The sequence below is a fragment of the Candidatus Pantoea floridensis genome (assembly GCF_900215435.1).
Classification (GTDB): domain Bacteria; phylum Pseudomonadota; class Gammaproteobacteria; order Enterobacterales; family Enterobacteriaceae; genus Pantoea; species Pantoea floridensis.
This window is the reverse complement of sequence record NZ_OCMY01000001.1, coordinates 704,050-729,033: the sequence shown is the minus strand read 5'-3', so window position 1 is coordinate 729,033 and position 24,984 is coordinate 704,050. Positions and strand designations below refer to the sequence as shown.

At 49.7% G+C, this 24,984-nt stretch carries 21 protein-coding genes and 1 pseudogene; 10 read left to right on the top strand and 12 right to left on the bottom strand.

Annotated elements, in window-relative coordinates:
* Positions 1-17: 17 nt before the first annotated feature.
* The 5 genes from CRO19_RS03530 (at position 18) to CRO19_RS03510 (ending at position 7,050) form a co-directional block, all read left to right on the top strand.
* Entirely contained in the window at positions 18-815 is a 798-nt protein-coding gene (locus tag CRO19_RS03530; protein ID WP_097094626.1) for a type VI secretion system accessory protein TagJ, read from the top strand.
* Positions 816-830: 15 nt separating this feature from the next.
* Positions 831-1,322, top strand: a complete 492-nt coding sequence (locus CRO19_RS03525; protein WP_097094625.1) for a type VI secretion system baseplate subunit TssE — start codon at positions 831-833, stop codon at positions 1,320-1,322.
* A 17-nt stretch (positions 1,323-1,339) separates the two neighbouring features.
* Entirely contained in the window at positions 1,340-1,957 is a 618-nt protein-coding gene (locus CRO19_RS03520) for a hypothetical protein (RefSeq protein WP_097094624.1), read from the top strand.
* An 825-nt stretch (positions 1,958-2,782) separates the two neighbouring features.
* Entirely contained in the window at positions 2,783-3,409 is a 627-nt protein-coding gene (locus tag CRO19_RS03515; RefSeq protein ID WP_097094623.1) for a response regulator transcription factor, read from the top strand.
* A gap of 11 nt (positions 3,410-3,420) precedes the next feature.
* Positions 3,421-7,050, top strand: coding sequence for an ATP-binding protein (locus CRO19_RS03510; protein ID WP_097094622.1), 3,630 nt, complete (start codon positions 3,421-3,423; stop codon positions 7,048-7,050).
* 72 nt (positions 7,051-7,122) lie between these two features.
* On the opposite strand, the gene CRO19_RS03505 is transcribed toward CRO19_RS03510, so the two are convergent.
* Both CRO19_RS03505 and CRO19_RS03500 read right to left on the bottom strand, forming a co-directional pair.
* Positions 7,123-7,743, bottom strand: coding sequence for a response regulator transcription factor (locus tag CRO19_RS03505; protein ID WP_097094621.1), 621 nt, complete (start codon positions 7,741-7,743; stop codon positions 7,123-7,125).
* A 41-nt stretch (positions 7,744-7,784) separates the two neighbouring features.
* Entirely contained in the window at positions 7,785-10,670 is a 2,886-nt protein-coding gene (locus CRO19_RS03500) for a response regulator (RefSeq protein ID WP_097094620.1), read from the bottom strand.
* 142 nt (positions 10,671-10,812) lie between these two features.
* On the opposite strand from CRO19_RS03500, the gene CRO19_RS03495 reads away from it, so the two are divergent.
* Both CRO19_RS03495 and CRO19_RS03490 read left to right on the top strand, forming a co-directional pair.
* The gene (locus tag CRO19_RS03495) at positions 10,813-11,583 is read left to right on the top strand and encodes a response regulator (RefSeq protein WP_320204457.1); all 771 of its coding nucleotides are present in this window, start codon (positions 10,813-10,815) and stop codon (positions 11,581-11,583) included.
* Positions 11,584-11,888: 305 nt separating this feature from the next.
* Complete coding sequence (locus CRO19_RS03490; RefSeq protein ID WP_097094619.1) at positions 11,889-12,926, top strand: TerC/Alx family metal homeostasis membrane protein; 1,038 nt, start codon at positions 11,889-11,891, stop codon at positions 12,924-12,926.
* Positions 12,927-12,951: 25 nt separating this feature from the next.
* Here CRO19_RS03490 and CRO19_RS03485 read toward each other — a convergent pair whose 3' ends face one another.
* The 8 genes from CRO19_RS03485 to yhfZ all read right to left on the bottom strand — a co-directional run bounded on the left by CRO19_RS03485 (position 12,952) and on the right by yhfZ (position 20,441).
* The gene (locus CRO19_RS03485; protein WP_097094618.1) at positions 12,952-13,632 is read right to left on the bottom strand and encodes an HAD family hydrolase; all 681 of its coding nucleotides are present in this window, start codon (positions 13,630-13,632) and stop codon (positions 12,952-12,954) included.
* Positions 13,633-13,743: 111 nt separating this feature from the next.
* Complete coding sequence (locus tag CRO19_RS03480; protein ID WP_097094617.1) at positions 13,744-14,847, bottom strand: AI-2E family transporter; 1,104 nt, start codon at positions 14,845-14,847, stop codon at positions 13,744-13,746.
* Positions 14,848-14,976: 129 nt separating this feature from the next.
* The gene (locus tag CRO19_RS03475; protein ID WP_320204456.1) at positions 14,977-16,311 is read right to left on the bottom strand and encodes a YhfT family protein; all 1,335 of its coding nucleotides are present in this window, start codon (positions 16,309-16,311) and stop codon (positions 14,977-14,979) included.
* A gap of 20 nt (positions 16,312-16,331) precedes the next feature.
* On the bottom strand, positions 16,332-16,694 hold the full coding sequence (locus CRO19_RS03470) for a DUF2620 domain-containing protein (protein WP_097094616.1): 363 nt from the start codon (positions 16,692-16,694) through the stop codon (positions 16,332-16,334).
* 18 nt (positions 16,695-16,712) lie between these two features.
* Entirely contained in the window at positions 16,713-17,960 is a 1,248-nt protein-coding gene (locus CRO19_RS03465) for a phosphopentomutase (protein ID WP_097094615.1), read from the bottom strand.
* Complete coding sequence (locus CRO19_RS03460; RefSeq protein WP_097094614.1) at positions 17,953-19,119, bottom strand: YhfX family PLP-dependent enzyme; 1,167 nt, start codon at positions 19,117-19,119, stop codon at positions 17,953-17,955. Before CRO19_RS03460 ends, CRO19_RS03465 begins: the two co-directional genes overlap by 8 nt.
* Before the next feature lie 63 nt (positions 19,120-19,182).
* Positions 19,183-19,536, bottom strand: a complete 354-nt coding sequence (locus tag CRO19_RS03455; RefSeq protein ID WP_097094613.1) for a PRD domain-containing protein — start codon at positions 19,534-19,536, stop codon at positions 19,183-19,185.
* Between the two features lie 11 nt (positions 19,537-19,547).
* A complete protein-coding gene (gene yhfZ, locus CRO19_RS03450) occupies positions 19,548-20,441 on the bottom strand; it encodes a GntR family transcriptional regulator YhfZ (RefSeq protein WP_097094612.1) in 894 nt (297 codons plus the stop codon).
* A gap of 213 nt (positions 20,442-20,654) precedes the next feature.
* Here yhfZ and CRO19_RS03445 point away from each other — a divergent pair, with 213 nt between their 5' ends.
* Positions 20,655-20,894 (top strand): DUF1272 domain-containing protein, encoded by a 240-nt coding sequence (locus tag CRO19_RS03445; RefSeq protein WP_097097575.1) that lies wholly within the window; start codon positions 20,655-20,657, stop codon positions 20,892-20,894.
* Here CRO19_RS03445 and CRO19_RS03440 read toward each other — a convergent pair.
* On the bottom strand, positions 20,846-21,358 hold the full coding sequence (locus tag CRO19_RS03440; protein WP_097094611.1) for a 2-thiouracil desulfurase family protein: 513 nt from the start codon (positions 21,356-21,358) through the stop codon (positions 20,846-20,848). The genes CRO19_RS03445 and CRO19_RS03440 overlap by 49 nt on opposite strands.
* Before the next feature lie 747 nt (positions 21,359-22,105).
* Between CRO19_RS03440 and CRO19_RS03435 the strand changes: the two genes are divergently transcribed.
* Positions 22,106-22,579 carry an RcnB family protein gene (locus tag CRO19_RS03435; protein ID WP_097097574.1) on the top strand — a complete coding sequence of 158 codons (474 nt, stop codon included), beginning with the start codon at positions 22,106-22,108 and terminating at the stop codon, positions 22,577-22,579.
* 109 nt (positions 22,580-22,688) lie between these two features.
* Positions 22,689-23,516, top strand: coding sequence for a Cof-type HAD-IIB family hydrolase (locus CRO19_RS03430; RefSeq protein WP_097094610.1), 828 nt, complete (start codon positions 22,689-22,691; stop codon positions 23,514-23,516).
* 35 nt (positions 23,517-23,551) lie between these two features.
* On the opposite strand, the pseudogene CRO19_RS03425 reads toward CRO19_RS03430, so the two are convergent.
* Positions 23,552-24,861, bottom strand: a pseudogene (locus CRO19_RS03425) (iron-containing alcohol dehydrogenase).
* Positions 24,862-24,984 lie beyond the last annotated feature (123 nt).

Genomic DNA, 24,984 nt, shown 5'->3' with positions numbered 1-24,984 from the left:
AATAATCAGGAAGAGAAATGAAAATTAATTTTAACACTAATAACGAATTTACTGGCATTGATAGTTTGCCTCAGGCCATTGCTCAGGCTGTCGCTGCTGTCAAATCACAGCCAGCTAGCAGTGATTTACGCATGAGGCTGTTCAAACTTTATTGCTTACAGGCTGATTGGGATCGCGCACTACGCCAGCTTGATATCGTAGAGAAGACCGATGACGATACTCAACGCCAGTGTGAACTTTTTAAAAATCTTATTCTCAGTGAACGTTTGCGTCAGTTAGTGTTAGCAGGACAACGCGAGGCCGGCAATCTGGGGGATGCATTACCTGAATGGTGTGAGCTGCTGAATAAAGCGAATGCCTTTTATCACGAGGGAGAAGCCACGAAGGGTGAGGAGTATCGTCACCGAGCGCTGGAAGCGGCTACCGCCATGTCAGGAAAAAGTGAAGGATTAGAAACATTTGATTGGATTGCCGATGGTGACGACCGCCTGGGCCCAGTGTGTGAGTTCATCTTTGCTGGCGGCTATCGCTGGGTACCGTTCTCTGACATTGAAGTGCTCAACGTTGAGAAGCCTACCAGCCTAACCGATCTGATCTGGGCTCCAGCTACAGTTGTGGTAAAAGGTCAAACGCATAAGGGTTATATCCCTTCGCGCTATCCACTTAACAGTGAAAGCGACGTGAGTTTACTGACTGGCTCTCGCACGGAATGGCAGGAAAGCGAAAGCGACCGTTATATCGGGCAGGGCCGTAAAATGTGGGTAAGCAGTAGTGGTGAATGCTCACTGTTTGAAGCGGGCGAAATTAGCATTTAATATGGCAGTCATCTTATGAAAGAGAAAAAGCCCTTTTTACCCTGTCTGCTTGAGCGTTTACTCGATGACGAGCCAAAAAGAGTGGATGAGCCATGGGATAAATTTCACTTCGATCAGCGGATGATGAAAACGCTGATTCTGCAAAATATTAGTGAAATTTTAAATAATGCAAATATTGAGCCTCAGCTCGAGCCTGCAAAACATAGTGAAGTTGCACGTTCGGTCATTAACTACGGCGTGTCACCTCAAGTAGGTAGTTATACCAATACGCATAACTGGACGAGACTCGAGTATCTAATACGTGATGCTTTAATTCGTTTTGAACCCCGGCTCATTCCGGAAAGTATTATTGTCAGTCTGAATGGGGAGCGTCGCTCTCCCATTAAGCAGGGGATAATCAGTTTCAATATTCATGCACTGGTGGCATGGTCACCGCATCCCTTTGATTTAAGCTTAGGGGCTCGCTATGAAGTTGAAACGGAAAGCATTAACTTACAGTTGGTCTAAAGGAAGGGGGGTAAATAATGAGATTAGAAACCATAGAAAACATACCTCCTGTTAAATGCAAAAGTGTTATGGAGAAAATAAATTACTTCTTTGATTGGATGGAGGTAGTGCCAAAATATAAGAATATATTTGTTATCGCTAACTCTTCAAAGGTACGTTCTGAACACATTGTTACCGGTTCTCAGGACCTGCTTATTGTATTTAATTATTTTAACCATGAAATAGTGGCGCAACATACTGGAGACACGGTGGTTATTCGTCGTCAGTTCTCCGCACAACCTCTTTTTCATGGTCATCACAGCCCTCTGAATAGAGAAGAAGGTCGCCTTCGATACTTCGCTCTCTCTGATTATTATGATTTTGTGAATGTCGATAATGTAAAATTCCTGGATCCCTTCGACGCTGTTTTCTGTACGGATTTTATCCCCTATGTTTCAGGGGGTAAAATGGCCTCCTCAGGATATACCTTACTTTATATTCTCAATCATTATCTTCAGTTACCTATTGCCGGTCCCGATGTCCATATGATTGGCTTTGAATTCGCTGGTTTATCAATGCACGACTGGGAGTACGAAAAACAGCAAGCTGAACATTTTATTTTCAGCAAGAAAAGGATTGAAGAAGAAAAAGAATAAAGCAGGAGTGAGTATTTTCTGACACAGCTACCGTCATTTGCTGACATTATTTTTATAAAAAATACCGTACCTTGTATCACGTAGCAAAAATTACCATCCCGGTGATAACTACAAGCCTATAAATATAAAAAAGAACGATTTACCTCTTGCCCCGGCTCTCCGTCGGGGCTTTTATTATCCATATAGTAATTTTCCAAAAAATGTAGCGCTAATTTACTGGCGGGAAATAACGCCCAGTAAAAATTAACTCATTGTTTTAAAACAATAATTCTGCCGTTCATCTCCATGGTTACTGCCTGTGGCATATCCGTTGTTCTGTGCTCGAAAAGAGGTAATCTCAAACAGTCTTCTGCAAATCAGTAATATATTTGTTGAAAAAATCATTGGCGCAAAGAGCGATTATGAGCGGCAAAGTATAACGTTAGTGTGCAAGCGCTTAGCGAATCAAGTGCTCGGACGTTTAGGAAAGCATGGATTTTACCCTCCTCACACAAGGCTACCGCTTAATTGCCATCGGCATTCACAGATACTTTTTCTAAACAGTGATTTAGCTAATGCAGATAACCCTGGAGTGGCTTTAGTTATGTCCGTTTAATTGCCGATTTTTATCCGAAAAAGTTGCGAAAGGTCTTGGGGTTTATTTTTTTACCTTGGGATTAAAAAGCCCCGTAATTTACGTCGCTATGTAATGGCGAGTCGTACTGACTGGCAACAGGATAAGCAATCTCCTACAGATTCATCTGTATTGAACCGCTATCTTAGCCAGCCTCTGTACGGCGTTACGTTCGTGATTTTTAACCCTATTTTCCAGGACATCTGACGAAAATGAAAAAAGTGATCATCGTTGACGATCATCCTGTGATTCGGTTCGCAGTGAAAATGCTACTGGAGCGTACCGAGATGATTGTGGTTGGTGAGACCGATAACGGCGTGGATGCTGTACAAAAAACACGCGACCTCTCACCTGACTTAGTGCTGCTGGATATTGGCCTACCTAAAATAGATGGGCTGCAAGTTTTGGAGCGTTTGCGCTCCCTTGCGTTGCCGCTCAAGATTCTGGTGTTGACCTCACAGGCTAGTGCGCATTTTGCTCAGCGCTGCCAACAAGCTGGAGCCGATGGTTTTGTAACAAAAACAGATGATCTTAGTGAGCTCACTGACGCTATTCGCGTCGTCATGCGTGGCTACAGCTATTTTCCTCGTTATGACCAGTACTCGCCACTTTTACCAGCAGGTGCTGGCGATGATAATAAACTCTTGGGCGATCTCTCCGATCGTGAGCTCAGCGTGCTGATCCTTATTGCTAAAGGCTTGGGTAATAAGCAGATTGGTGACCAGTTGTTACTCAGTGAAAAGACCATTAGTACCTATAAGCATCGCCTGAAGCAGAAGCTGAATGCGCAGACGCTGATTGAATTGATTGATTTTGCCCGACGTAATGAATTGCTGTAAACGACGGACAAATGCGTACCTTTTGCCTACTCTTCGCCTTCTTGCTCCTCTTGTCCAGCATGCCGCTGGCAGCACATGATTATAAGTTACTCGCGCGTGCCCCCTTGCAGGAGCTGAAGCCGCTTAGTTTTTCAACTACTGAACAGGCCTGGCTATTGCACAAACAGCAGTTGGTGATGGGCATCTTTCGTTACGATCTTCCGCCGTTTGGTATGAGTAACCCGATAGGCGAATACGAAGGATTGAGTGCTGATTATGCCGCCATTGTAGAGCACCAATTGGGTCTGCCATTGCGGGTCGAGATGTTTGAAACCAGAGAGCAGGCATGGAATGCGCTAGCTGAAGGAAAAATTGATTTTCTTCCTTCAGTTAGCCTCTTTAATAGCCACGGTAATTTTGTTCTGACGAAGCCTTATGCCACTGAAAAGCCGATCCTGGCCATTGAGCGGGTAGACGGGCTGCCATTGCCAGACGATCTTGCCGGCGTTAGTGTCGCTATGGTGCGTGATTATTTGCCACTTGAAGAGGTACAAGGTTTCTATCCGAAGGCCAATTTCCGTCTCTACGATAATTTTCAGGATGCGCTTAATGCCGTAAATTTCGGTCAAGCCAGAGCATTCCTTGGGAATCGGTATGCTCTCAACCGTAATTTACTGAGTGATTTGAATATCACCCGTTTTAACTCTATTCCCACCAAAGAAATCAGTTTTGCCCTGAGTCGTCGTAACCCTCAGCTGCTGGCTTTAATGAACAAAGCGCTTGATAGCGTCTCGGAATATGAATCTCTTGAGCTGCTGCGACAGTGGCGCCCTGATTTAAGCAGCTTTGATTACTGGAACCAGCCGCTGCAGTTTACTCCCGCTGAGCGAGCATGGATGAAAGCGCACCCTATCGTCAAAGTTGCGCTTTACAGCGGCAATATGACAGCCCCGATCTCATTTATTGATGGCAACGGTATTTTACGTGGCATGGTCGGCGATTTGCTTACGGTCGTGGGCGTTCAAACCGGTATGCGTTTTAGTTTCGAAGCCGTCGATACCACCAGTGAAATGATGAAACTGGTCAATACCTCAGCTGTCGATATGATCACCACGCTTTCAAGTAGCGTTGAGCGGGATAAGCAAATTTTGCTCACCCGCCCTTATTTGCGTACTCCTTATGCGCTGGTCGTCCGTGGCGATCGAAATGACATTCGCGCCTTGCCAGATTTACGCGGTAAAACGCTGGCTATTCTCGAAGGGTCGGCGGTAGAGGATATGCTGCGTAAGCGTTATCCAGAAATCAACATTCTGGAGCTCGAGAACGGACAGGAGATGCTGCAAAGTGTTCTGGACGGAAAAGCGGATGCTGCGACCAATGTTCTTTCAATGGCAGAGTACCAGATTAAAACGACTTACGGCTCCAAGCTAAAAATCGTTGGCACGCTTCACGATCATCCTGTGTGGCTGGCTTTTGCTATTGGCCGGGCTGACCCGGAGCTACGCGATGTGCTTAACAAGGTTCTGCTGTCCATTCCTCCCGTTGAACTGGAAAATATGGCCAACCGCTGGCGCCCCAGCGATCTGGTGGTTGTGGACACCACATGGACACGCTTTCGCCCTGTGATTTTTACCTGTGCCATTGGGGGCGGCATCATGATGATTTTGCTGGCGAGCTGGGCTTACTATTTACGCCTTGTGATACGCCGCAAAGCGGCGCTCCGTCGCCAGTTGAATGATCAGCTGGGGCAACTGGAGAGTCTCGTGACCAGCATGCCTTTTCCGGTGTCGTTACGCGATCGGGAAGGACGCCTGACCTACTGTAATGAGCGCTATCTGATTGAAACCGGCGTGGCCTATGAAGAAGCGCTGGGAAAAACCATCAAAGAACATCCGGGCTTACGTACGACTGAACAAGCCGCCTTTTATCATCATCAAATGATGGAGGTGATTGCGAGTAATAAGCCGATATTCGAAGATCGCCGTTACGACTTGTGGGATAACCCGAATAGCTCCATTGGCATCACTGTTTATCAGTGGATCCAGCCCTATCACAATAGTAAGGGTGAGGTGATCGGTATTATCGGAGGATGGCTTGATATCTCTGAACGGGAAGCTCTGTTCGCAGAACTTCGCGAAGCTAAACAGCGAGCAGAAGATTCAAATCGCGCCAAGTCCGTGTTTCTCTCTACCATGAGCCATGAAATCCGCACGCCGATGAACGCGATTATTGGCATGCTGGATATGGCGCTCAAAAAGGGTCGCCGTGACGAACATGATTTACAGGCGTTAGAGGTTGCGTATGAATCGGCCGAAAGTCTGGTGGGTTTGATTGGTGATATTCTCGATCTGTCGCGTATTGAAGGCGGACATCTGGAATATCATCCGGAACCCGTGCATCTGGGAAAATTGATAGACAATTTGATGAAGGTATTTCAGGGGCTGGCTCTGGATAAAAATATCAGCCTTACCAAGCATTTCCCCTCAGAACCCCTTATCCGCGTAATGGTGGATCCGCTGCGTATTAAGCAAGTACTGTCCAATCTATTAAGCAATGCGATTAAATTTACTGATTTAGGTGGCGTGACGCTAACGCTCCACCAGACACATGATGAAGCTACCGATATGGTGCACTATCGCATCGAGGTTCAGGATAGCGGAATTGGCATTGATCCGGTCCAGCAATTAAATCTATTCCGTCCGTTCAGTCAGGCTGAAAATCGTCGTTCCGGGACTGGGCTTGGGCTCTATATCAGTCGCAGTATTTGTGAAAATATGGGGGGAACCCTTACGCTCAGTTCTGATAAAGGGGCGGGAACTTGCGCCAGTGCGACCATGACGCTGCCACGCGTGCGTGAAGAAAACAGCACTATTGAAGAAGAAGTTGAGTGTGAGCAGGAAAAGAAACTGCCAGCGATGCGAATATTGGTGGTTGATGATAATGCTGCAAATCGGTTGTTACTGGCTCGTCAATTAAGCTGGTTAGGCCAGGAGGCAGAGGTCGCGGAAGACGGTTATCAAGCGCTGGACCTATGGCAAAAGCAGACTTTCGATATCATCATCACCGATTGCAACATGCCTAATCTGAACGGTTATCAACTAACGCGAATTTTGCGTGAATCAGAAGAGGAACTAAACCGGAAACGTGCGTGGATTATTGGTTTTACTGCCAGTGCCATGCATGAAGTGATGCAGCGCTGTCTGGAAGCGGGTATGGACAGTTGTTTGTTTAAACCCTGCTCAATTACCAGCCTGACGCGCGCACTGCATCTGCATCAGTCGGGGGATGAACTTCCGCCGTTGATACAGGAATCCAAAGAGGTTGAAATGCAAAAAGCAGATCGAGAAATGGAAGCGACCATGATTGAATTGATGGTCACCACGCTGCAGGAAGATCTCACTAAGATGAAGCGGTTGAGGCTGCCGAAAGATAAGTTCAAAATAGCTGACCTGGCGCACCGCATTACCGGTAGTGTGCGAATTGCTCGACAAAACGCCCTGGCGGAGGCGTGTTTGCAACTTGAAGCTGATTGTCGTAATGAATCTTTAAATAGTGAAATGCTGGATTCAATGCTCAGGGACTTGATAATTCGCCTCGAACATTATTTGACTCGCTTACACAGTGCGAAGAAATTGGCAAATGTTTCAGAGGAACATCTTTAAAATAGCTTTTTTAATAATGCCAGCATCTTTAACCATTTCTGAGTAAGAATGTTGGCGTCATTATGCGGAAGATTAAAAGCCATTGCGTCGGGCAAAATCAATAAGCTCACTGAAATTACTGGTTTTCATCTTATGCATTATATTGCGTTTGTAGGTACTGATAGTTTTATTACTCAGTTCCATCTCTTCAGCAATCATTTTATTTGATTTTCCGGCACCTAATTGACGCAGTATTTGTAGCTCACGTCGCGTCAGTCCATTCAGTAAACGCTTATCCGCACGTCTGCGATCGCTGTTATCTGGTTGTAGCGAGGAGAGGGGCAATGAAACCAATTTTCCTTTCGCCAATCCATCCAGCGCTTCGTTCAGCGCTTCTGCGCAGTACTTTTTACTCAGACATCCCTGGAGTGCAACGCTTGCACCGCGCAGGAGATAGGCTGCACTTTCCGAAGCGGTGTAAACCAAACAGCGTAGATAGTCTTCTCGCTCACCCGGTTGGCGCAGGTTATCCAGCACGGTTGCAGGCAGCGTGACCGGGTCGATCAACAATAAATCAGCTTCGCCTGAACACGCGGCGGCAAGCAATTGATCTGCGTCGGAGGTAGCCGTTACCACCACATCTCCCCGATCGGTGATCAATCGTTTGAGTCCATCACGCATCAGTGGGTGACCATCATAAATGATTATTTTCATCGGTGAGACCTCCTTGTAATATTAAAAAATGAAGTGCGATTTTAATAAGTCGTGGCATCGACAAGCCCCTCGGATAGTGGTGTTAATAACGACTTAATCTGTTCTACTGAAATGGGTTTGGTGAGACAGGCATTCATGCCTGCGGCCAGGCAGGCTTGCTCAGCATCTTGCAGGCTCATGGCTGTCAGTCCAAATATGGCTAAAGGTAAGCGTGTGCTTTCACTCTCCCGCTGGCGAATCGCCTGAGTTAGCGTGAAACCATCCATTTCTGGCATTGTACAATCGGTGATAACCGCCTTTATTTTTTGACGATGCTGCTGCCACAGCGCTAGCCCATCACGGCCATTGCTGGCGGCCAGCACGCTATATCCCAACTTATTCAACTGCTGCCTTAGAAGCATGCAGGCGGGAGGGTAGTCATCCACAATCAAGATCAGGCCTGGCTTAGCCGGCAATACCAACGGTTGAGAGGAGGTTAGGCTGACTGAAGCAGCACAAAATTGTAATGAGACGAGTGTCCCACCTTGATCATTACGATCGATACTGAGCGTTGCACCTGCGCTCTGCGCCAGAAGCTGACAGTCGGCAAGACTAAAGCCCGACTCAGCCCACGCTGCTACCTGCTCGGAAGTGGCCGGTGAGTGGGTGAGGGTGAAATGTTCGGGCTGACCGTTTCCCTGATCTCCCACTTCCAGCACCATACAAACTCGCCCCTCAACCGGTTCTGTCAGCTGACACAGCAACACTTTTATTTCGCCCTGTGTTGTATGTTTGATGGCATTACGCAGCAGACTGGAGAGCATACGTATTACCAGCAATGGATCGCACTCAACCAGCGGCGTGCTGGTTTCAACATCGGTACTGATTTTCAGACCCTTTTCTTCGGCTTGCTGGCGATAAAGTGCAACCGTGCTGTTAACCAGCGAGGGCAGGTTGACAACACGCGGGGCAGGTTCGAAATCATCATTTTCGGCGCGGAAAATATCGAATACATCACTGGTTAGCATTTGTAGCGAACAGGCCGACTCATAAGCAGCCTGCAGATTTTCATTATGCTGGCCTTTATCCTGATATCTTGTCAGCTCTACTTCCAACAAACCCAACAGTGAATTTAGCGGTGTTCGTACCTCGTAGCCCATACTCTTCATAAATACACCGTGAGATTTGACGATTTTCACATTCTCTTCGCGCGCGGATTGCAACTGTTCAATCAAGGTTTGCCGGCCGTGCAAATTCCTGACTAGTTCGCGCAGTCTTTGGCGCAGATAACCGATCCATAGCGCTGCCGCCAGCGCTGTCAGCAGCACCGCGCTAAAAATGATTTGCAATAAGCCAAACGAGGGAGACCAGTTTGAATCGTCATTTAACGGTCGTGATACGTTGCGCCAGCGCTGTGCCATCTCAAGAAAAGTGATTGGCGGGGTTTGCTGCAGCGCAAGATCGAGAATAGAAAGAACCATAGAATCACTGTCTGCAACGGCAAAGCTGGCATTTAGCGCTCTGATTGGCAGTACCAGTGAAAAGCGCTCGCCATGCTGGCGGTAGCGATAATAGTGTGCGGTAAATTGATTGGTAATGACGCCCCTTACCTTGCCCTCTTCTAGCCAGGCCATTGCCTGTGCTGTGCTATCGCTCAATTCTAATTGCAGCAGTGGAAACCAGGTCTCAAGCCAGGGGCGCAAAGGACTGTAATGCGGCAATGCAATATGTTCACCACTCAGGTCGTGCAATGAACTGGGGCGCATAATATCCGTTTTCATCAACAATACAGCGGGTGTCATTAACCATGGCGTACTGTGTTGCGGTGATAATGTCGCCGTATCCTGGTAATCGGGAAGGGTAAGCTCACCGGCAATAATGGCTTCAGGATGGCGCTTTATTAGCCTGGTCTTTTCACGATCGCTATGTACGATTTTGTAGTCAAACTTCAGGCCGTAGTGCTCAGTAAAAAACCGTAATATACCGATGGCCAAACCATCGGGTTGCCCATGAGCATTCACGTAGCTAAAGGGGGCACGGCGTGAATCGACGATGACGATCATTTTTGGATGGGATTGCAGCCAATCTTGCATGGGTTTCGTTAGCCCAAGCTGGCTGGGAATAGGTGATGGGATATCGCCCAGTCCCCAGCCCTGTGCAATACGTAAGCGGCTAGCGGCCGGTAAGTGCTGCAAAACTTCATTAATTGCAGCCAATAGTTCGGGTGAAGCCTTATTCACGCCAAAGCTAAAATTAGTGTCACTCTGCAGAGGATGGGGCACTAGCCAAATATGATCGGCCTGCTGATTTCGGGTCAGAATATGGGCTGGAGCAGGATTAATCAGCAAGCTGCTGGTTTGGCCGGGAAGGACATCGTTAGCAACGTGATGATCATTTTTAAAGGGGAATGGCGAACTCACGGGCAAATCCTGAGGCACAACGGCGACGTTATCAAGCTTTGCCAGAATATCCTCTTTTAACGTTTGTGAGTTCAACTCATTATTAGCAGCGGTTATTAGAACATTGTAATCGTATAACCATGGCAATGATGATCTCACATCCTGCCAATTATTAATTGCCGGATTCCACACTGCCAGCAGAGTAATTGCCCCTTTACTTAATGCCGCCAACGCCTGCTCTTTGTCTTCATAGTACTGCAGACGAAAATGGACTTTCAGCGCATTTTCCAGGACCTGCAGATAATCCGCATCTATTCCAGTCAGTACGCCACGTTCGATACCAAAACTGAGCGGAGGAGGCGACATTCCCCACACGCCGACATTAATTACCGGATGTATTTTCAGCCAGGTGCTCACCTTGGGAGAAAATTCCACTATAGGGGGATCGACTTTCATGCGAGGTAATAGCTGCAGCGTTTGAGGAGTTGCAATGAGCATAAAAGGAAGAAACAGTAGCAACAAAGAGATTATCGGTGCAATGAATTTCATGTTTAGGATGCAGGCATTACTTTTTAAGCGAATTTGTATTTATTATTTTGCCTATTATTGATGAATAAACCTCCAAGGTTAGTCTTGTTTACATTATCTGCTGAAAAGTGTAAGTCATTACTTACAAATGCATAAGCATAGGATGAGCACGGATTATCAGGGTTATCGGTATCATCTGAACGCATTACAGAAGCTGATGTGTGTGAAACCAATGAAATACTCCATTATACCCACCAAGATTTCTGTCATTCTCTTGGATGATCATCCGATGATACGTTATTCGTTCGAATATATGGCATGTCAGCATCCAGATATCGTTGTGCTGGGCTGTTTCAGCAGCAGCAGCGAATTAATGAATTCACTTTTGGTTGAAAAGCCAGATGTTCTGGTGCTTGACTATATTTTGAATGAAGGCGAATTGGATGGCCTTTCTCTGATCCGTAAGATTCTTGCCCATTACCCGGATATGCGCATTCTGATGGCTTCTTCTGTGGAAACACTGGCGCTTATCCGTGCGGCTTTTCAGCTTGGTGTAAGGGGGTACATTAACAAGCGAGAGGAGAGTGCCAATTTTTTCGAAGCGATACGAACGCTTGCTGCAAATAAGCTCTACATTCCCACTGATCTTGACGTAGAATTATCACAACTGTCGGGTTGTAAACGGCGCGCCGCTGGGCTAACAAACGACGATAAGCCCTCGCTACCGATGCGTGAGCGTCTGAATTTACTCCTGACCCCACGCGAAGCTGAGGTTATTTACTGTTTTCTGAACGGCATGACCGTGCTGGAAATTGCAAAAAAATTAAAGCGAAGCCGCAAAACCATCAGCGGCCATAAGCAGGCTGGCATGAAGAAATTGGGTATCAATTCAGATCCCGAGCTTTTTAAAATTCACGACGAGTTATTTAAATGACTCCTGAGTTTCACTGAAAGTTACTATAATTCACCGCCATGTTTTTAAGGTGCTCCGCGAGTTTTTTGTTGGATTAATTAATTCAAAAAAATAACGCTCTCACTTCACAGCAAGCTTTCGGCTTCTGCACGAATATCAGCGAGGCCATTAGCGTTTCCTTCCGCTATCATGAGCGGCGGATCATTTTCGCAGTGCTGATTTTTGCTATCACACGCGGCAAAATGCGCTGCGTGAAATTGCCATTACTCTTGGCTTTTATCCTGTAGAATTTGGCCGATAAGTTTTTGGTCTTCTAAGGGTTACTCATGGTATCTACGCACATTGGATTCCCACCAGAGACAGTGATTGTTTTTCTCGCACTGTCCGTTGGGGCTATTTTTATCGACCTGTTCATGCATCGTAACGACAAGCCCATTACGCTGAAGAGCGCGGCATTATGGTCTGTATTTTGGGTGATTGTCGCCATGACCTTCGCCGCTTTCCTCTATCTTCATCACGGTGCCGAAGTTGCCAGCCTGTTTATAACCGGCTACGCGCTGGAGAAAGTGCTATCGGTCGATAATCTGTTCGTGATGATGGCGATTTTCTCCTGGTTCGCCATACCGGATCGCTATCGTCATCGCGTGCTCTATTGGGGCGTTATTGGTGCGATTGTTTTTCGTGGCATCTTTGTTGCGATTGGTACCGGATTGCTAAGCCTTGGCCCCTACGTCGAGCTTGTGTTTGCAGTGATTGTTGCCTGGACGGCGGTGATGATGCTAAAAAGCGGCGGCGACAGTGATGAGATCGAGGATTACTCACAGCATTTGGCCTACCGCCTGGTTAAGCGCTTCTTTCCCATCTGGCCTAAAATGCACGGCAACGCTTTTCTGCTTCATCAAAAAACAATCGATGCTGAGTTGCAAAAGCCAGAAAACCACGACGTGGTGATTGGACGCGGGAAGAAAGCGGCACTGTATGCCACGCCGTTAATGCTGTGTGTGGCGGTAGTTGAGCTCTCTGATGTGATGTTCGCCTTCGATTCCGTTCCTGCCATCATCGCGGTAAGTCGCGAACCGCTGATCGTCTACAGCGCCATGATGTTCGCCATTCTTGGCTTGCGCACCCTCTACTTTGTGCTCGAAGCCTTGAAGCAGTATCTGGTTCATCTTGAAAAAGCCGTTATCGTGCTGCTGTTTTTCATTGCGGTGAAACTGGGGCTCAACGCCAGCGATCATCTCTGGCACCACGGTTATAGTCTCTCTGCCAACGCCAGCCTGTTTGTCGTACTGGGCGTGCTTGCGGTGGGAATTGTGCTTAGCGTCATGTTCCCGGCTAAACCCGAGGAAAAAGAAGGTCACTGAAACTCTTCTGACGACGCCTGCGTCGCTAAGGATCAAGCCGCAGCATGCGCAGTTTTTCCAATGGCATACGGCGTTTTTTCCACGTTGGGTGGAAATGGCGCCAGTGTGGATCTTGTGCAGCGGCCAATAATTCAAAATCACCGCGTGTGTCGCCCCAGGCGCGCAGGTGATAGTTATGCAGCGGGCCATAAACATGCTCCAGCCGCTTGACCTTTTGTCCACAGCGGCAGTTATGGCCGGTTATCTTTCCGGTAAGAATGCCGTCAACGACCTCTAATTGGGTACCGATAAGATTGATGCCCAAACGTTCTGCGAAAGGGGCGAGCACCATCGCCGGTGAGGCTGAGCAGATGGTCACTTCCGCGCTGGCATTAACCTCCGCAGCAACCGCCAGCAATCCAGCTGGGCGCATCAATTTATGCCAGTTTGCTTCGCAGAAACGTTGTGCCTGCTGGCGTAGCCACTGCTCCTCAACCCCGGTTAAAAATGTCTCAATCAACACTTCTTTTAATTCGTCACGCGTGAGCTTTTTTCGCATACAGCGCAGGGTTGGCAGCATCAGTTTCGTCAATTTACGTGCAAATACGCGCTTGCCAAAACTGAAGCGTAGAAAGGGGATGAAGCTATCGTGGATGGTCAACGTGCCGTCAAAATCGAACACGGACAGGACCTGATTTGCACGCGGCAGGGGGGAATCCATGGACATAATTTTCTCGTTTCGTCGCAGGCTGTACTCGATGCAGCGATGATAACAAATGGCTGACAGATATTCTCATGCACCAACGTGGCTACCGGTGAAGGTAGCCACGCTCAACGCTTACTCGCGAGTTTTTCCCTCTTCGATAAACTCTTCGTCAATCTCTTCGGAATTCTCACGGTTATCGCGACCGGAAAGCAGATTCCAGCAGGCAATGAACAGCGCGGCAATCAGCGGACCAATCACAAAGCCGTTAATGCCGTAAACTTCCATGCCACCTAGCGTGGAGATCAGGATGAGGTAGTCAGGCATTTTGGTGTCTTTGCCTACCAGTAGCGGACGCAAAATGTTATCCACCAGGCCAACGACCACCACGAAGAAGCCAATCAGGAACAGCGCTTTCCATATCGCGCTGGTGGCGAAAAAGAAGATGGTCGCCGGTACCCAAACAATCGCCGAGCCCACCGCCGGGATCAGCGACAGAAACGCCATCAAGGTTCCCCACAACAAACTGCCATCAATGCCGGTGATCCAGAAGGCGATGCCGCCAAGCACCCCTTGCACGACCGCAACGACCACCGTGCCTTTTACCGTGGCACGCGATACTGCCGCGAATTTCATCATCAGGTGATGTTTCACGTAGGTAGAGAGCGGCAGCGCTTCCAGCATTAAATTCACCAGCCAGGCGCCGTCTTTCAGCAGGAAAAACAGCAGATAAAGCATCACGCCGAAACCAACGGTAAAGGTAAATGTGCCTTTACCAATAAGGAATACGCTGCCCGCCATGTATTGACCGCCTTTCAGCGCAAAACCTGAGAGCTTCTGCTGAATTTCCTGCGCATTGTTCAGATTGTTTTCGGCGAGATAGTTGCGCGCCCAGGAGGGCAGATGCTGCAGCAGATCGGCAAACACCGCCGGGAATTGCGCGGAGTTATTTTGCAGCTTGGTGTAAACCGTATTGACCTCGACCACCATCGATGAAGTGATTAGCGCCAACGGTGTAAACACAATCAGGCAGATAATCAGCAGCGTCGCGAACGAGGCTAAACCATTACGATCGCCCATTTTGTTTCGTAACAGTGTCTTCAACGGATGGAAAATGACCGCCAGAATTGCGGCCCAGAAAATGGCAGAGAAATAGGGTGTTAGCACATCAAAAAAGGCGAAAGTGACAATCGCCAAAATTACGATAAAGAAGCCTAAATTAAGTCCTTTAATACGCATTACATAGTCTCGTCAGTAGATATGGCGACTGAACTATAGAACGCCTGACGCGGAATGTAATGTTTTTAGGAAAGATGGTTCGCTTGAACGTCAAAGCGACGAGCCTGAGCACGTCGCTTCAGCGCTCAATCAGGCAACGATATGCAATCCCAACACGGCAAAAATATTGGCCAGCACACCGACGATAATGGCAGCAATCGGGCCTGCCGCTAACTTCATCACCGGACGTCCGCTGATTTCATTGAGAATATAGAGGCTGACCACCACAAACATGCCGGTTCCAGCCCAAATCTGATTACCGGCATTTACGCCGCCTACCAGCAGAGCGATCTCCAGAATCTGCGTCATAGACGTGCGGATGTTATCGCCGGACATCTTTAACGCCGGGAAGCGGTTCATGGCACGCCCGATTCGGCTCAGGCTTTTTACTTCAATGCCCATCGCACTGGCACCGAGAATACCGGCCACCAGCGGATTAGGCGCCAGATAGCCGAGGCCAAGGAACCAGTCGCACCAGCCATTGGTGCCATAGACGCCGCTGATCATCGCGGTGGTAATGATTAATGGCATAAAGGCAAGTGCCTGGACGATAGCGACAATCGCTGCCGAAGTCATACTGCCTTTGCCCACGAGTGCGGCGGCAATCGGTTCGCCTGCCAGCCAGTGATAGTGCGCGGTGATGGCGATCAGCGCTGCCATCGGCATCAGATAGAAGATGTTTTTGCGGATACGTTTGATGTTGTCATCAAACATGCTGTGCTCAATCTCTTCGCTGCGAGATTTATCACGAGAGGCAAAGAAAAGCAGGCAGATCATGCCGACCAGCATCGCAATGCCTTCCGGACTCAGTGATATTTCGTTGCCTGCCACGGTCAGCGGATTGATGCGTTCAATCACTACACGGCCTAAGAACGAGAAGATGATGGTAATCAGGCCAGCTTTTTTACCAAACTGATAACCAACGGCAATAGCCGGGAATGCTACGAAGGCATAGATAATCGGATCGCCCACCGCCGCCAGCGCGTCCAGGAAATTCACCGGCAAATAGGCAAAGCCTTTGATAATACCGTCCAGCGCAACGGTCACTAATGCGCCATAAATCGTGCCGAGCAGCACCGCCAGCTTGGTGTTGTTGAACGAGACGCCGATGATATCGGCGGTTAATAACACAATATGGATAACAATCACCCCGGTGGCCAGCGTGATGGGCATGGCGAAACCGGTAATGAAGCCGATGCTGATCGCAAACGAGATACCCGCCAACTCCTTGCGGCTCATATTGCCATTGATAAACTCCGGCATAATCGGACGCAGACCGTCGTGATACACCGCGATTGAGCGATTCGCGAGAAAAGTGGCATAGCCTCCCATCATCGCAAAGAGGAGGATTTTTATAAGATTGATGGATTCCATGGTGTCACCCTGTAAAAAGCTGCGTGGTGCTTTAGCTGGAACTGACGTCATCGCGACGCCGGCCCCTGTTTTTATGCGTTTAGTAGTGCCGCAACGAACGCTTTCACGGCGTTTTCGGCGCGATCGTTAGTAAAACCAAAGGCTTTGGTACCACTCGCCAGCAGCTGCGCAACTTTCTCTTCGCTGGGCTGTGTGAGGGCATTGGCGATGGTGGCGCATTTATCGCGGCCAAGCAGCGCATACGCCATGGCCAACGCGCCACCTGCACCGCTCTGACAAGCACCGAGGTAGTAGTCATAGCTACCGATTTTTACCTTCATCGCTGCATCCATGTCGGTGAAGATATGGGCGCTGAACTTGTCCTTTCCGAACTTCTCCAGACACTCTTTGATTTCGTTTTTGTTTAACTGTCCGCCAATGGCAATGTTGATCATGGTTGTCACCTGGTTTGATTAAGCTGATAGAAGTCTGGTGGCATTAAGCGCCGCCAGAAACGCGCGGCCGTTTTGCGGTGCGCGAGCATGGAAAAATTCACACACGGTGGCACCGACATCAGACAAGGTGCTGCGTATACCGAGCGCGCAAGCCTGCTGGCCTGGGCGATAAACTAAAAGCGGGACTTGCTCGCGAGTATGTTTGCTGTGGCCGACGGTGGGATCGTTGCCGTGGTCGGCCATCACCACCAGGCAGTCGCTGCTATCCATCTGCATGATCAGGCCGGTAAGGGCGTTGTCGACCAGTGTCAGCCGTTCCGCATAGCGCGCCGCATCCTCGGCGTGCCCTGCAAGATCGGTTTCCTGAATGTTGGTGCAGATAAAAGCAGCCTCTGGGCGCTGCATCTCTTCAGCGGTGATATCCAGAATGGTTTGTGAATCGACCAGACGCTGATAGTTGCGACCGTGCGGGTTCTCAACGATGTCCGCCACCTTGCCCACCAACACGGTGGGGATGCCTTGCTGATGTAATTGCTGTGGCACTTGGGTACTGGCATCCACACCGTAACCGAGATGCACCACCTGGAAACCGTGCTGGTAAACCCCCGCCTTCGGGCTGTTGATACCAATGTAGGTATCTTGCTTAGTTTCAATGGCTGCGAGGATCTGCGCGCTGCTCTCCAGCAATCCGCCATAGGCAATAACGCGACCCACTTCGACGTGTGCCCGAACAATGCGGCCAATGCTTTCTACGTCGCTAAAAGATATTGCGGATAGATTTGCGCAAATATTAAACACCTGACCTAAATCAGCTTCGAGGTTGTCACCAATCGCGACAGCATCATTAACCCAAAGCAGAGATAAACCGCTGACGCGCTGCTGCTCAACCTGATACCCCGCGTGGATTAACGCTGCTTTCACATTGTCGATGACGCTGGAGAAAGGCATGCGCACCGGCGGCAAGGGGAGCGTGCCCATGATCTCCTGATGACCCATGAAAGTGTCGCCGCCTTCATGCTGCAACTGCGCCACACCGAACGCTGCCGCGGGATTGGCACGCATAACGCTATCGTTGAAGTCAGGCGCAGCCATATGCAGCGCGTTAATCAGCCCCAGTTTTTCCAGCGCCGGCAGACGCAGCGCGGGAAAAGTTTGCAGAATGTGGCCGCAGGTATTTGCGCCGATATCTTGTGGACGTACTTTGGCGACATCTTCCATGGCACCCACGCCAAAACTGTCGATAACCAGCACCAAAAATTTATTCATTTGTCGCCTCTTGCAGTGCGTTGCCAAGGCTATCGAACAAGCCGAGCAGCCGGGGGTTGCCGTGGCTAATTCCCCCGATTAACGCTACGTCGCTGCGTGTCACAAATATCTGGGTGCGGAAGCACATCACGACGGCGCTGCCAATCGGCCAATGACCGGCCAGCGGTAAGGTGTAATCAATGCTGTCACTGTCAATCGCTTTCACTGCGCAGTGCTGCCAACCTTGATGCCATACCGCAGCGCGCTGCATATGACTACGACGATAGTGGCCGCCGCCGTAGCAATAGCTGCTCTCCTGGTGGTTATGCGAGATTTCGGAGAGATAGATCATGGCGATTTTCTCCGCGCCGTCGCCGTGCTGATTGGCCGGCAGCGTGCCGGTAAGCGCATGGCCCGGTTCGGCATGCGTTACGCCGTGAGCGGCAAGCAGCGGTAACGTCGATACGCTACTGGCGGATGGCGCGTTGACATGCTGCACGGCAATGCCGTGTTGCTGTAGCAGCGTTTTGGCGGTCAGTAAGGTTTGCAGATTGGGAGTGGGGCGCGTTTGTTGCGCCGCATCGCAGAATGCCATGCAGGGGAAATGGGTCACGCCGATGATGGTGATCCCCTCAATCGCCTGCAGGTGCGTCAACACGGCTGGCAATTCGGCTAGCGTAAAACCGGCTTCCTGATTGGGATAAACCACATCACCCTGATCGACCACTTTTAGGAGCAGCGGCTGGATATGATTATGGCGACGTGCGGCGGCGGCAATGCTCTCCGCCTTCTCGAGGCTGTAAACAGTGATGACCTCTGGGCGTTGTGCCACGGCATAATCAATCAGCTGTTCTGGCAACTGCACCAGATGACCCACATGGGCTACCGGTAAACCGTGCTGCCACAGTCGCTGGGCCTCCTTGAAATCCACGGCAACAATGCCGTGAAAGCCCTGTTGTAAAATCAGCTTGCACAACAGTGGATTACGTCCAAACTGCTTGCTCATCAGATAGAGTTTAAGACCATAGTGTGCAGCAGTAGCGTGCAACAATCTGGCGTTTTCCAGCACCTGATCGACATCAATCACATAACTGTCGGGGCGGATTTCGCCGCGCTGCCAAAAACGTAGCGCGGCTTCCATCAGGGCTGGATTTTGTTTTTCCAGCGCATTAAGGAACATCAATAACGTCCTTTATTTTCATTTTTTTGAATATTTATGGTGTAAATAACATCACGCTGCGCTTTATTGTTGCGCCACTATCAGTCCATAGAGGTTGGCAAGCAGATAGCCTTGCTCATACTCTGGAACGGTAAAAGCAAAGAGGCTGAGCAAATCGTGATGCATTTCCTGGATGTTGGCGTAAAAGTCGGAACGGGTGATCTCCGCTAAAATCTCAGCGTCGATCGCCGGGATAATATCGCCCTGGCGTGCTCGCATCATGGCGTTGGCCATGTGCGTAATCATCATTTCTCCCTGCGCATGGCGGATACGCAGATTCCAGTGCTGCTCCAGTCGCGCAATTACCGCCAGCATGCCGTGATAGACATCCTTATCGATAACCTGCGCGTCGTGTAAAATCTGTAAACGTGTTTCCATGTTGATACCTGCTAATAACTCGGTTCCCTGATGCCAAGCGCGACATCTTGTTGATGACGCAGCAGCTGTGGAATATCAATCAGCGACTGCACTAAATGTTGAATCACTTTTGCCTCGTTATGAATCAGCAGCACCGCTTCAGAGGCTTTCATTGCATCGGCACACTCAATCGGTTCCTGCACCAATCCTTCTGCCGCTTCGTCTGTTATATTCCAAATCGCGGCATCAATATCGCCCCGCTGTAGCGCTGCCAGCGTCAGGTTATAAGGCAGCGAAACGCGTTCAATTTCTTGTCCTGCAAAGACGCGTTCAGTGAGCAGGCGCTGATCCGGCGAGCGTGGATCAATGCCGACGCGGCGAATGCTGGCTTTACTGCCTTTGCGGTAGAGCAGCTGGTGACCGGCCACATAGCTACCGGAACCAAAATTCAGCACCGCCGTGACGTCGCCCTGCTGCAAATAACTTTCCGCTGCCAGATGTGAAACTACCGCCATGTCGTAGACGCCATCGATTAAGCAATCGATACGCACTTCAGCACCACGCATGTGAGCAAAATAGAGCGGGTAACCACTGAACTGCGTTTTAATGGCGCTGGCTAACCCTTCGTAGAGTCGGGTATAAGGCAGCGGCATTGCACACAAAATGTTGCCGATATCGGCCTGCTCAAGCAGCAGAGGAAAATCCATCTTGCTAAGCACCGTGCCGTTGCGTCCGCGGCGATCCAGCGTGACGCACTGGGCCGCTTCAAGACTCTTCAGCGCGTTCTGCACTACGCCCACAGAGAGCGCCAGTTCACTGGACAGCACATCAATGGTTTTCAAACGGTCGCCGGGTTTGAGCCTGAATAAATAGCGAGCCAGACTGACTAAGGCGAGACCTTCTTTTTTGATAAAACCTTTACTCATGCTTAATCTTCATTTTTGTGAACATTTAAATGATGTTTTATTCTACCTCGAGCAGCAAGCAGGGAAGAAGCGGAGTGCGAGACAGGTCACAAATGTTTTGTAGCGATAGCGGACATCTGATGTCCCAATTTGGCTATCTGATGTCTGTACGCTGACTGGTACGCAAGCGTGATTCTAGTGAAGATAGAGGCTGGAAATGAACGGGAGAAAATGATGCTGGAACTACGCCCTAACTGCGAATGCTGCGATAAAGATCTGCCGCCGGACGCATCTGATGCGCGCATCTGTTCGTTTGAATGCACCTTCTGCGTGACGTGTGCGGAAGGGAGGCTGGCGCAGCGCTGTCCTAATTGCAGCGGTGAACTGGTGCGGCGCCCCATTCGGCCTGCCGCGGCATTGGTACGTCATCCTGCATCGACAACGCGACATTTGTCCGCATCATCCACACGATGAATGAGTTCAGCAAGCTGTGATTCAGCGAAGACTTCAATGCCATACTGGCGCAGTAATGCTGCCGCAACACCCTGACCGGCTAGCTGCTGGCCGCTAAAGCTACCGTCATAAATGCGTCGACTCCCGCAAGTCGGGCTGCCATCGGTAAGCAGAGCAAAACGACAGTTCGCCTCCTGCGCTGTGCGCAGCGCTAACCACGCCGCCAAAATATAGTGTTGGGTGACATCATGACCATCTGATTCAATAATGCGCGCCGCTCCGGATAAAACGTGCGCTGCGCTACCACCCCGAATTTCGGCGGGTAAACGTGGCGTGTTCAAACCGGCGGCCAGCTCTGGGCAGTGAATGATCAGGCGCTGTTCAGCACGCCAGCGCACTAGCGTTTCTGATATCAAGGCTTTATCACTGGCATTATAACGGACTGCATATCCCATGAGGCAGGCGCTGACTAATATTCTTTCCATGAGATCTTTCTCCTTAAATAAGGTGGAAAATCACGCCGACGTATTAAAGCACTGCACAACATACGTAATATTAAGTGCGATAGTAATCACTGTTGTGCATTAATCTTTCTTAGGAGTGATTCTATCTTATTAATACAGAGTTCATTAATGAATAACGCTAAACTTTGAAAGGGGAAAGCGAGGGGAAGTGATGGCTTACATTCATTTTATTGATTTTATTGTTTTTTATTTTGTGCTGGCACCAGCAGTCTAATTCGGTTTTCTTCATGTGCGAGGGGCTGGTCAGAGCACAGACCTTATTTGATACGGATTCTCTCGCGATAAATGTTATTTCTTACCTTTGATGAGTTTTTGCGTATTTTTCTGAAAATCAGCACGTTTGAACAGAGTTTTTCAATTTTAAATGATATTATTTATTGGCAATGCTAGTGGTGTGGCGTTGTGTGCTTCAGTTTTACCCTCATGTTTGCAGGGTTTACCCTTTTATGTCATTTACGGAAATGAATTATCCTCCCGATCCTTGTGGTCGGGATTTTTTATTCCACCTGCTATTACGATTACATGCCTGCGTACTTCATTTAATGAATTAATGTCAAAGAATACACAATCGTTAAGAAAGTGATAATTTGACGTAATTTCTTGTAAGTCTTCGTTTTTTAAGAATTTTGGAAATGCTTTTCCGCCTCCATTTAATCAATAGTAATGCTCAACGGCACAGCAACCGCCGTTATTATTGGAGGCAACACCATGAAAAAAACAACATTAACTCTTATTGCGTCACTTATTACATGCAGCACACTGTTTTCTGGCGCCTCATGGGCGGATGGCCCTGGCGATCAACGCTGGCAGTCACACGGCGGCGATCAACATCAGGATCACGGACGCGGTCCCGATCGTGGCGATAACCGTGGACCGGATCGTGGCGACCATCACGATCGCGGCCCGGGCCCCGATCGTCACGATCATTATGCTGAACATCGCATGCCGGAAGGCCATCATGGCGGCGATCGCTTTGCCTGGGGCGGTCATGACTTCCGTCGCGGCTACCCTGCGCCACCAGAGTTTCGCGGACCGCACTATCGCGTAGATGACTGGCGCAATCGCGGTCTTTATGAGCCGCCACGCGGCGAACATTGGGCATATATCGATGGTAATTATGTGTTGGTAGCGGCAGCAACTGGCATCATCACTGCCATTTTGCTTAACGGCGCTTTCAACTAACGTTTGCAAACGGATGGCCGCGACCATCCGTGTTTCTCTCCGCTTTATCCGCTCACCAGGTTATTCTCTATCCGACCCGTTTTTCCTTTCTATACGTTAAGGAGTGATGATGACTGTGGTAAAAATGGTGGCGGTGGACAAAGACGGCACCTTCCTCGATGACAAAAAACAGTTCAACCGCACGCGTTTTAACGCCTGCTATCAGGAAATGAAACGGCGCGGTATCAAATTTGTCGTGGCCAGCGGCAACCAATATTACCAACTCAAATCCTTCTTCCCTGAGATTGCCAGTGAAATAGCCTTTGTGGCGGAGAACGGCGCATGGATTATCGATCGTGATGAAGAGTTGTTCTGCGGTGCTTTCTCACGACAGGACATTGATGCGGTGCTGGATACGCTGCACAACGGCAATTATCCCGAACTGCGCTACATCCTGTGCGGACGTGAAAGTGCGTACTACTTCGATGGTCTCGATGAATCATGGCTGGTGAAAATGCGTCACTACTGCCATCGGCTGAAGCCTATCCGCAGCTTGGATGAAGTGGCCGATGATAAGCTGTTCAAGTTCGCGCTAAATTTGTCAGATGATTATGTGGAACCGCTGATGGCGGACATCGAACGCCTGCATCATGGCGCAGCCGCCGCGACCTCAAGTGGACACGGTTCGGTGGATTTGATTGTGCCCGGCAACCATAAGGGCCACGGGCTTGATCTGCTGGGCAAGCGCTGGGGCATCGAACGCAGTGAAATTTTGGTGTTTGGTGATGGCGGTAACGACCTCGAAATGCTGCAGCAGTCGGGCTTTAGCTTTGCGATGGCGAATGCGCCACAGAAGGTGAAAAACGCGGCACGCTTCGAAGCACCCAGCAACAATGAAGAGGGGGTTTTACAGGTGATTGAGCACATGCTGGCGGGCAAAGCCCCGTTTACCGGCTAATGATTAAACGGGCAGCATCGGCTGCCCGCTATCACTTAAATAATGCGCCAGGCTGCGGCGATCATCTCCATCAATGTGGGGGCATCGTAGCTGATCCAGCCGTTTTTGCTGTTGGCGCGCGTCACGATCCATTCAACGTCGCTGGCTGAGAGCGTTGGTCCATCTAGCCAGAAAGGCACAATCGCGTGCTGTTGAATCCAGGCTTTCAACGCTAATGCCGGCGGAGCCGGATCGTCTGGCAGCAGCAGCTGGCCGAGTTGTGCCATCAAACGCTGCTGTTCAGCATGTTCGGTTTCCGCCAGCACATCGAGGAATGGGAAGAGTAAGCGTCCGCAGACTTCGCCGTGATGAAAGGGTTTAATCGCTCCCAGTTCACCAGCAATACCGTGGATCACGCCCAAACCGGCACTGCTCAGACACACGCCACCCAACCACGATGCCATCATCATCGCCTCGCGTGCCGCATCCCCACGCTCATCGTCACGATTCAAATCCGGCCAGGCTTTGAAGAATAGCAGCAGCCCATTTAACGCGGTTTGCTGGGTAAATAAATTACCTTTGCGTGACAGATAAGCTTCAAATAAATGGGTAAAGGCATCAATAGCGCAGGTTGCCAACACGCTATCCGGCGCGCCCTTTAGCAGATTGGGATCGAGGATCGCCACCTGTGGCACAAATACCGGATGACGCAGCGAGGCTTTGACCTGAATGTGTTGCTGATCGGTGACGACGGCATTTTGCGTGACTTCGCTGCCGGTGCCCGCGGTGGTGGGAATGGCGATCAGCGGTAAGGTTACGGCTTGCACCGGGGTATCACCGACTTTCTCCAGATAGCGCGCCGTGTTGAGTGGATGTTGCATCATCGCGCTGAAAGCTTTGGCGGCATCCAGTACGCTGCCGCCGCCAATCGCCACCACACGATCAACGTGACCGCGCCAGCGCCGCACCCAGGCGTCGATCTCATCCGGCGAGGCTTCATGGCTGACAATCTCATAGCCAATAATCCGATCGTTCAGCGCAGCGCCCAGGCGCGCCCAGGCCGGACCGTTGAGGAAAGAGCGACCGCAAAACAGCAGCGTTGGCTGAGTATCGGCTGCCAGCAGGGGAATTAACTGGTCGATACTGCCGCGACCAAACAGGGTTTGTTGATTACTGTACAACGCGATCAGATTCTCACTCACCTGCATGTCCTTCTTAAATGGCGAAAGACCCTAGTGTAACGAAAAGCCGTGACACTCCCGCTGCAAACATTCTGATAACGCACAGGCAAAAAGTTGATCACCTTCTCAAAACAGAAATTCCGCCGCTGCGCCAGGTGCTTTATGCACAATGTTACCCTTAACATGATACCCGTAACATCGTGGCCGTGGTGATTATTCATCCCGCACGCTGCTGTATCCAACATCCTCTGGGATAACCAAAATAAACCGCTGCCGGTAGATTACCGTGCGCAAAAGTGGAGAAAAAT

Bases quoted from the DNA above. Each gene is read 5' to 3' on its own strand.
- CRO19_RS03530 (WP_097094626.1), top strand. From the start codon at position 18: ATGAAAATTAATTTTAACACTAATAACGAATTTACTGGCATTGATAGT.
- CRO19_RS03525 (WP_097094625.1), top strand. From the start codon at position 831: ATGAAAGAGAAAAAGCCCTTTTTACCCTGTCTGCTTGAGCGTTTACTC.
- CRO19_RS03520 (WP_097094624.1), top strand. From the start codon at position 1,340: ATGAGATTAGAAACCATAGAAAACATACCTCCTGTTAAATGCAAAAGT.
- CRO19_RS03515 (WP_097094623.1), top strand. From the start codon at position 2,783: ATGAAAAAAGTGATCATCGTTGACGATCATCCTGTGATTCGGTTCGCA.
- CRO19_RS03510 (WP_097094622.1), top strand. From the start codon at position 3,421: ATGCGTACCTTTTGCCTACTCTTCGCCTTCTTGCTCCTCTTGTCCAGC.
- CRO19_RS03505 (WP_097094621.1), bottom strand. From the start codon at position 7,743: ATGAAAATAATCATTTATGATGGTCACCCACTGATGCGTGATGGACTC.
- CRO19_RS03500 (WP_097094620.1), bottom strand. From the start codon at position 10,670: ATGAAATTCATTGCACCGATAATCTCTTTGTTGCTACTGTTTCTTCCT.
- CRO19_RS03495 (WP_320204457.1), top strand. From the start codon at position 10,813: ATGAGCACGGATTATCAGGGTTATCGGTATCATCTGAACGCATTACAG.
- CRO19_RS03490 (WP_097094619.1), top strand. From the start codon at position 11,889: ATGGTATCTACGCACATTGGATTCCCACCAGAGACAGTGATTGTTTTT.
- CRO19_RS03485 (WP_097094618.1), bottom strand. From the start codon at position 13,632: ATGTCCATGGATTCCCCCCTGCCGCGTGCAAATCAGGTCCTGTCCGTG.
- CRO19_RS03480 (WP_097094617.1), bottom strand. From the start codon at position 14,847: ATGCGTATTAAAGGACTTAATTTAGGCTTCTTTATCGTAATTTTGGCG.
- CRO19_RS03475 (WP_320204456.1), bottom strand. From the start codon at position 16,311: ATGACGTCAGTTCCAGCTAAAGCACCACGCAGCTTTTTACAGGGTGAC.
- CRO19_RS03470 (WP_097094616.1), bottom strand. From the start codon at position 16,694: ATGATCAACATTGCCATTGGCGGACAGTTAAACAAAAACGAAATCAAA.
- CRO19_RS03465 (WP_097094615.1), bottom strand. From the start codon at position 17,960: ATGAATAAATTTTTGGTGCTGGTTATCGACAGTTTTGGCGTGGGTGCC.
- CRO19_RS03460 (WP_097094614.1), bottom strand. From the start codon at position 19,119: ATGTTCCTTAATGCGCTGGAAAAACAAAATCCAGCCCTGATGGAAGCC.
- CRO19_RS03455 (WP_097094613.1), bottom strand. From the start codon at position 19,536: ATGGAAACACGTTTACAGATTTTACACGACGCGCAGGTTATCGATAAG.
- yhfZ (WP_097094612.1), bottom strand. From the start codon at position 20,441: ATGAGTAAAGGTTTTATCAAAAAAGAAGGTCTCGCCTTAGTCAGTCTG.
- CRO19_RS03445 (WP_097097575.1), top strand. From the start codon at position 20,655: ATGCTGGAACTACGCCCTAACTGCGAATGCTGCGATAAAGATCTGCCG.
- CRO19_RS03440 (WP_097094611.1), bottom strand. From the start codon at position 21,358: ATGGAAAGAATATTAGTCAGCGCCTGCCTCATGGGATATGCAGTCCGT.
- CRO19_RS03435 (WP_097097574.1), top strand. From the start codon at position 22,106: ATGAAAAAAACAACATTAACTCTTATTGCGTCACTTATTACATGCAGC.
- CRO19_RS03430 (WP_097094610.1), top strand. From the start codon at position 22,689: ATGACTGTGGTAAAAATGGTGGCGGTGGACAAAGACGGCACCTTCCTC.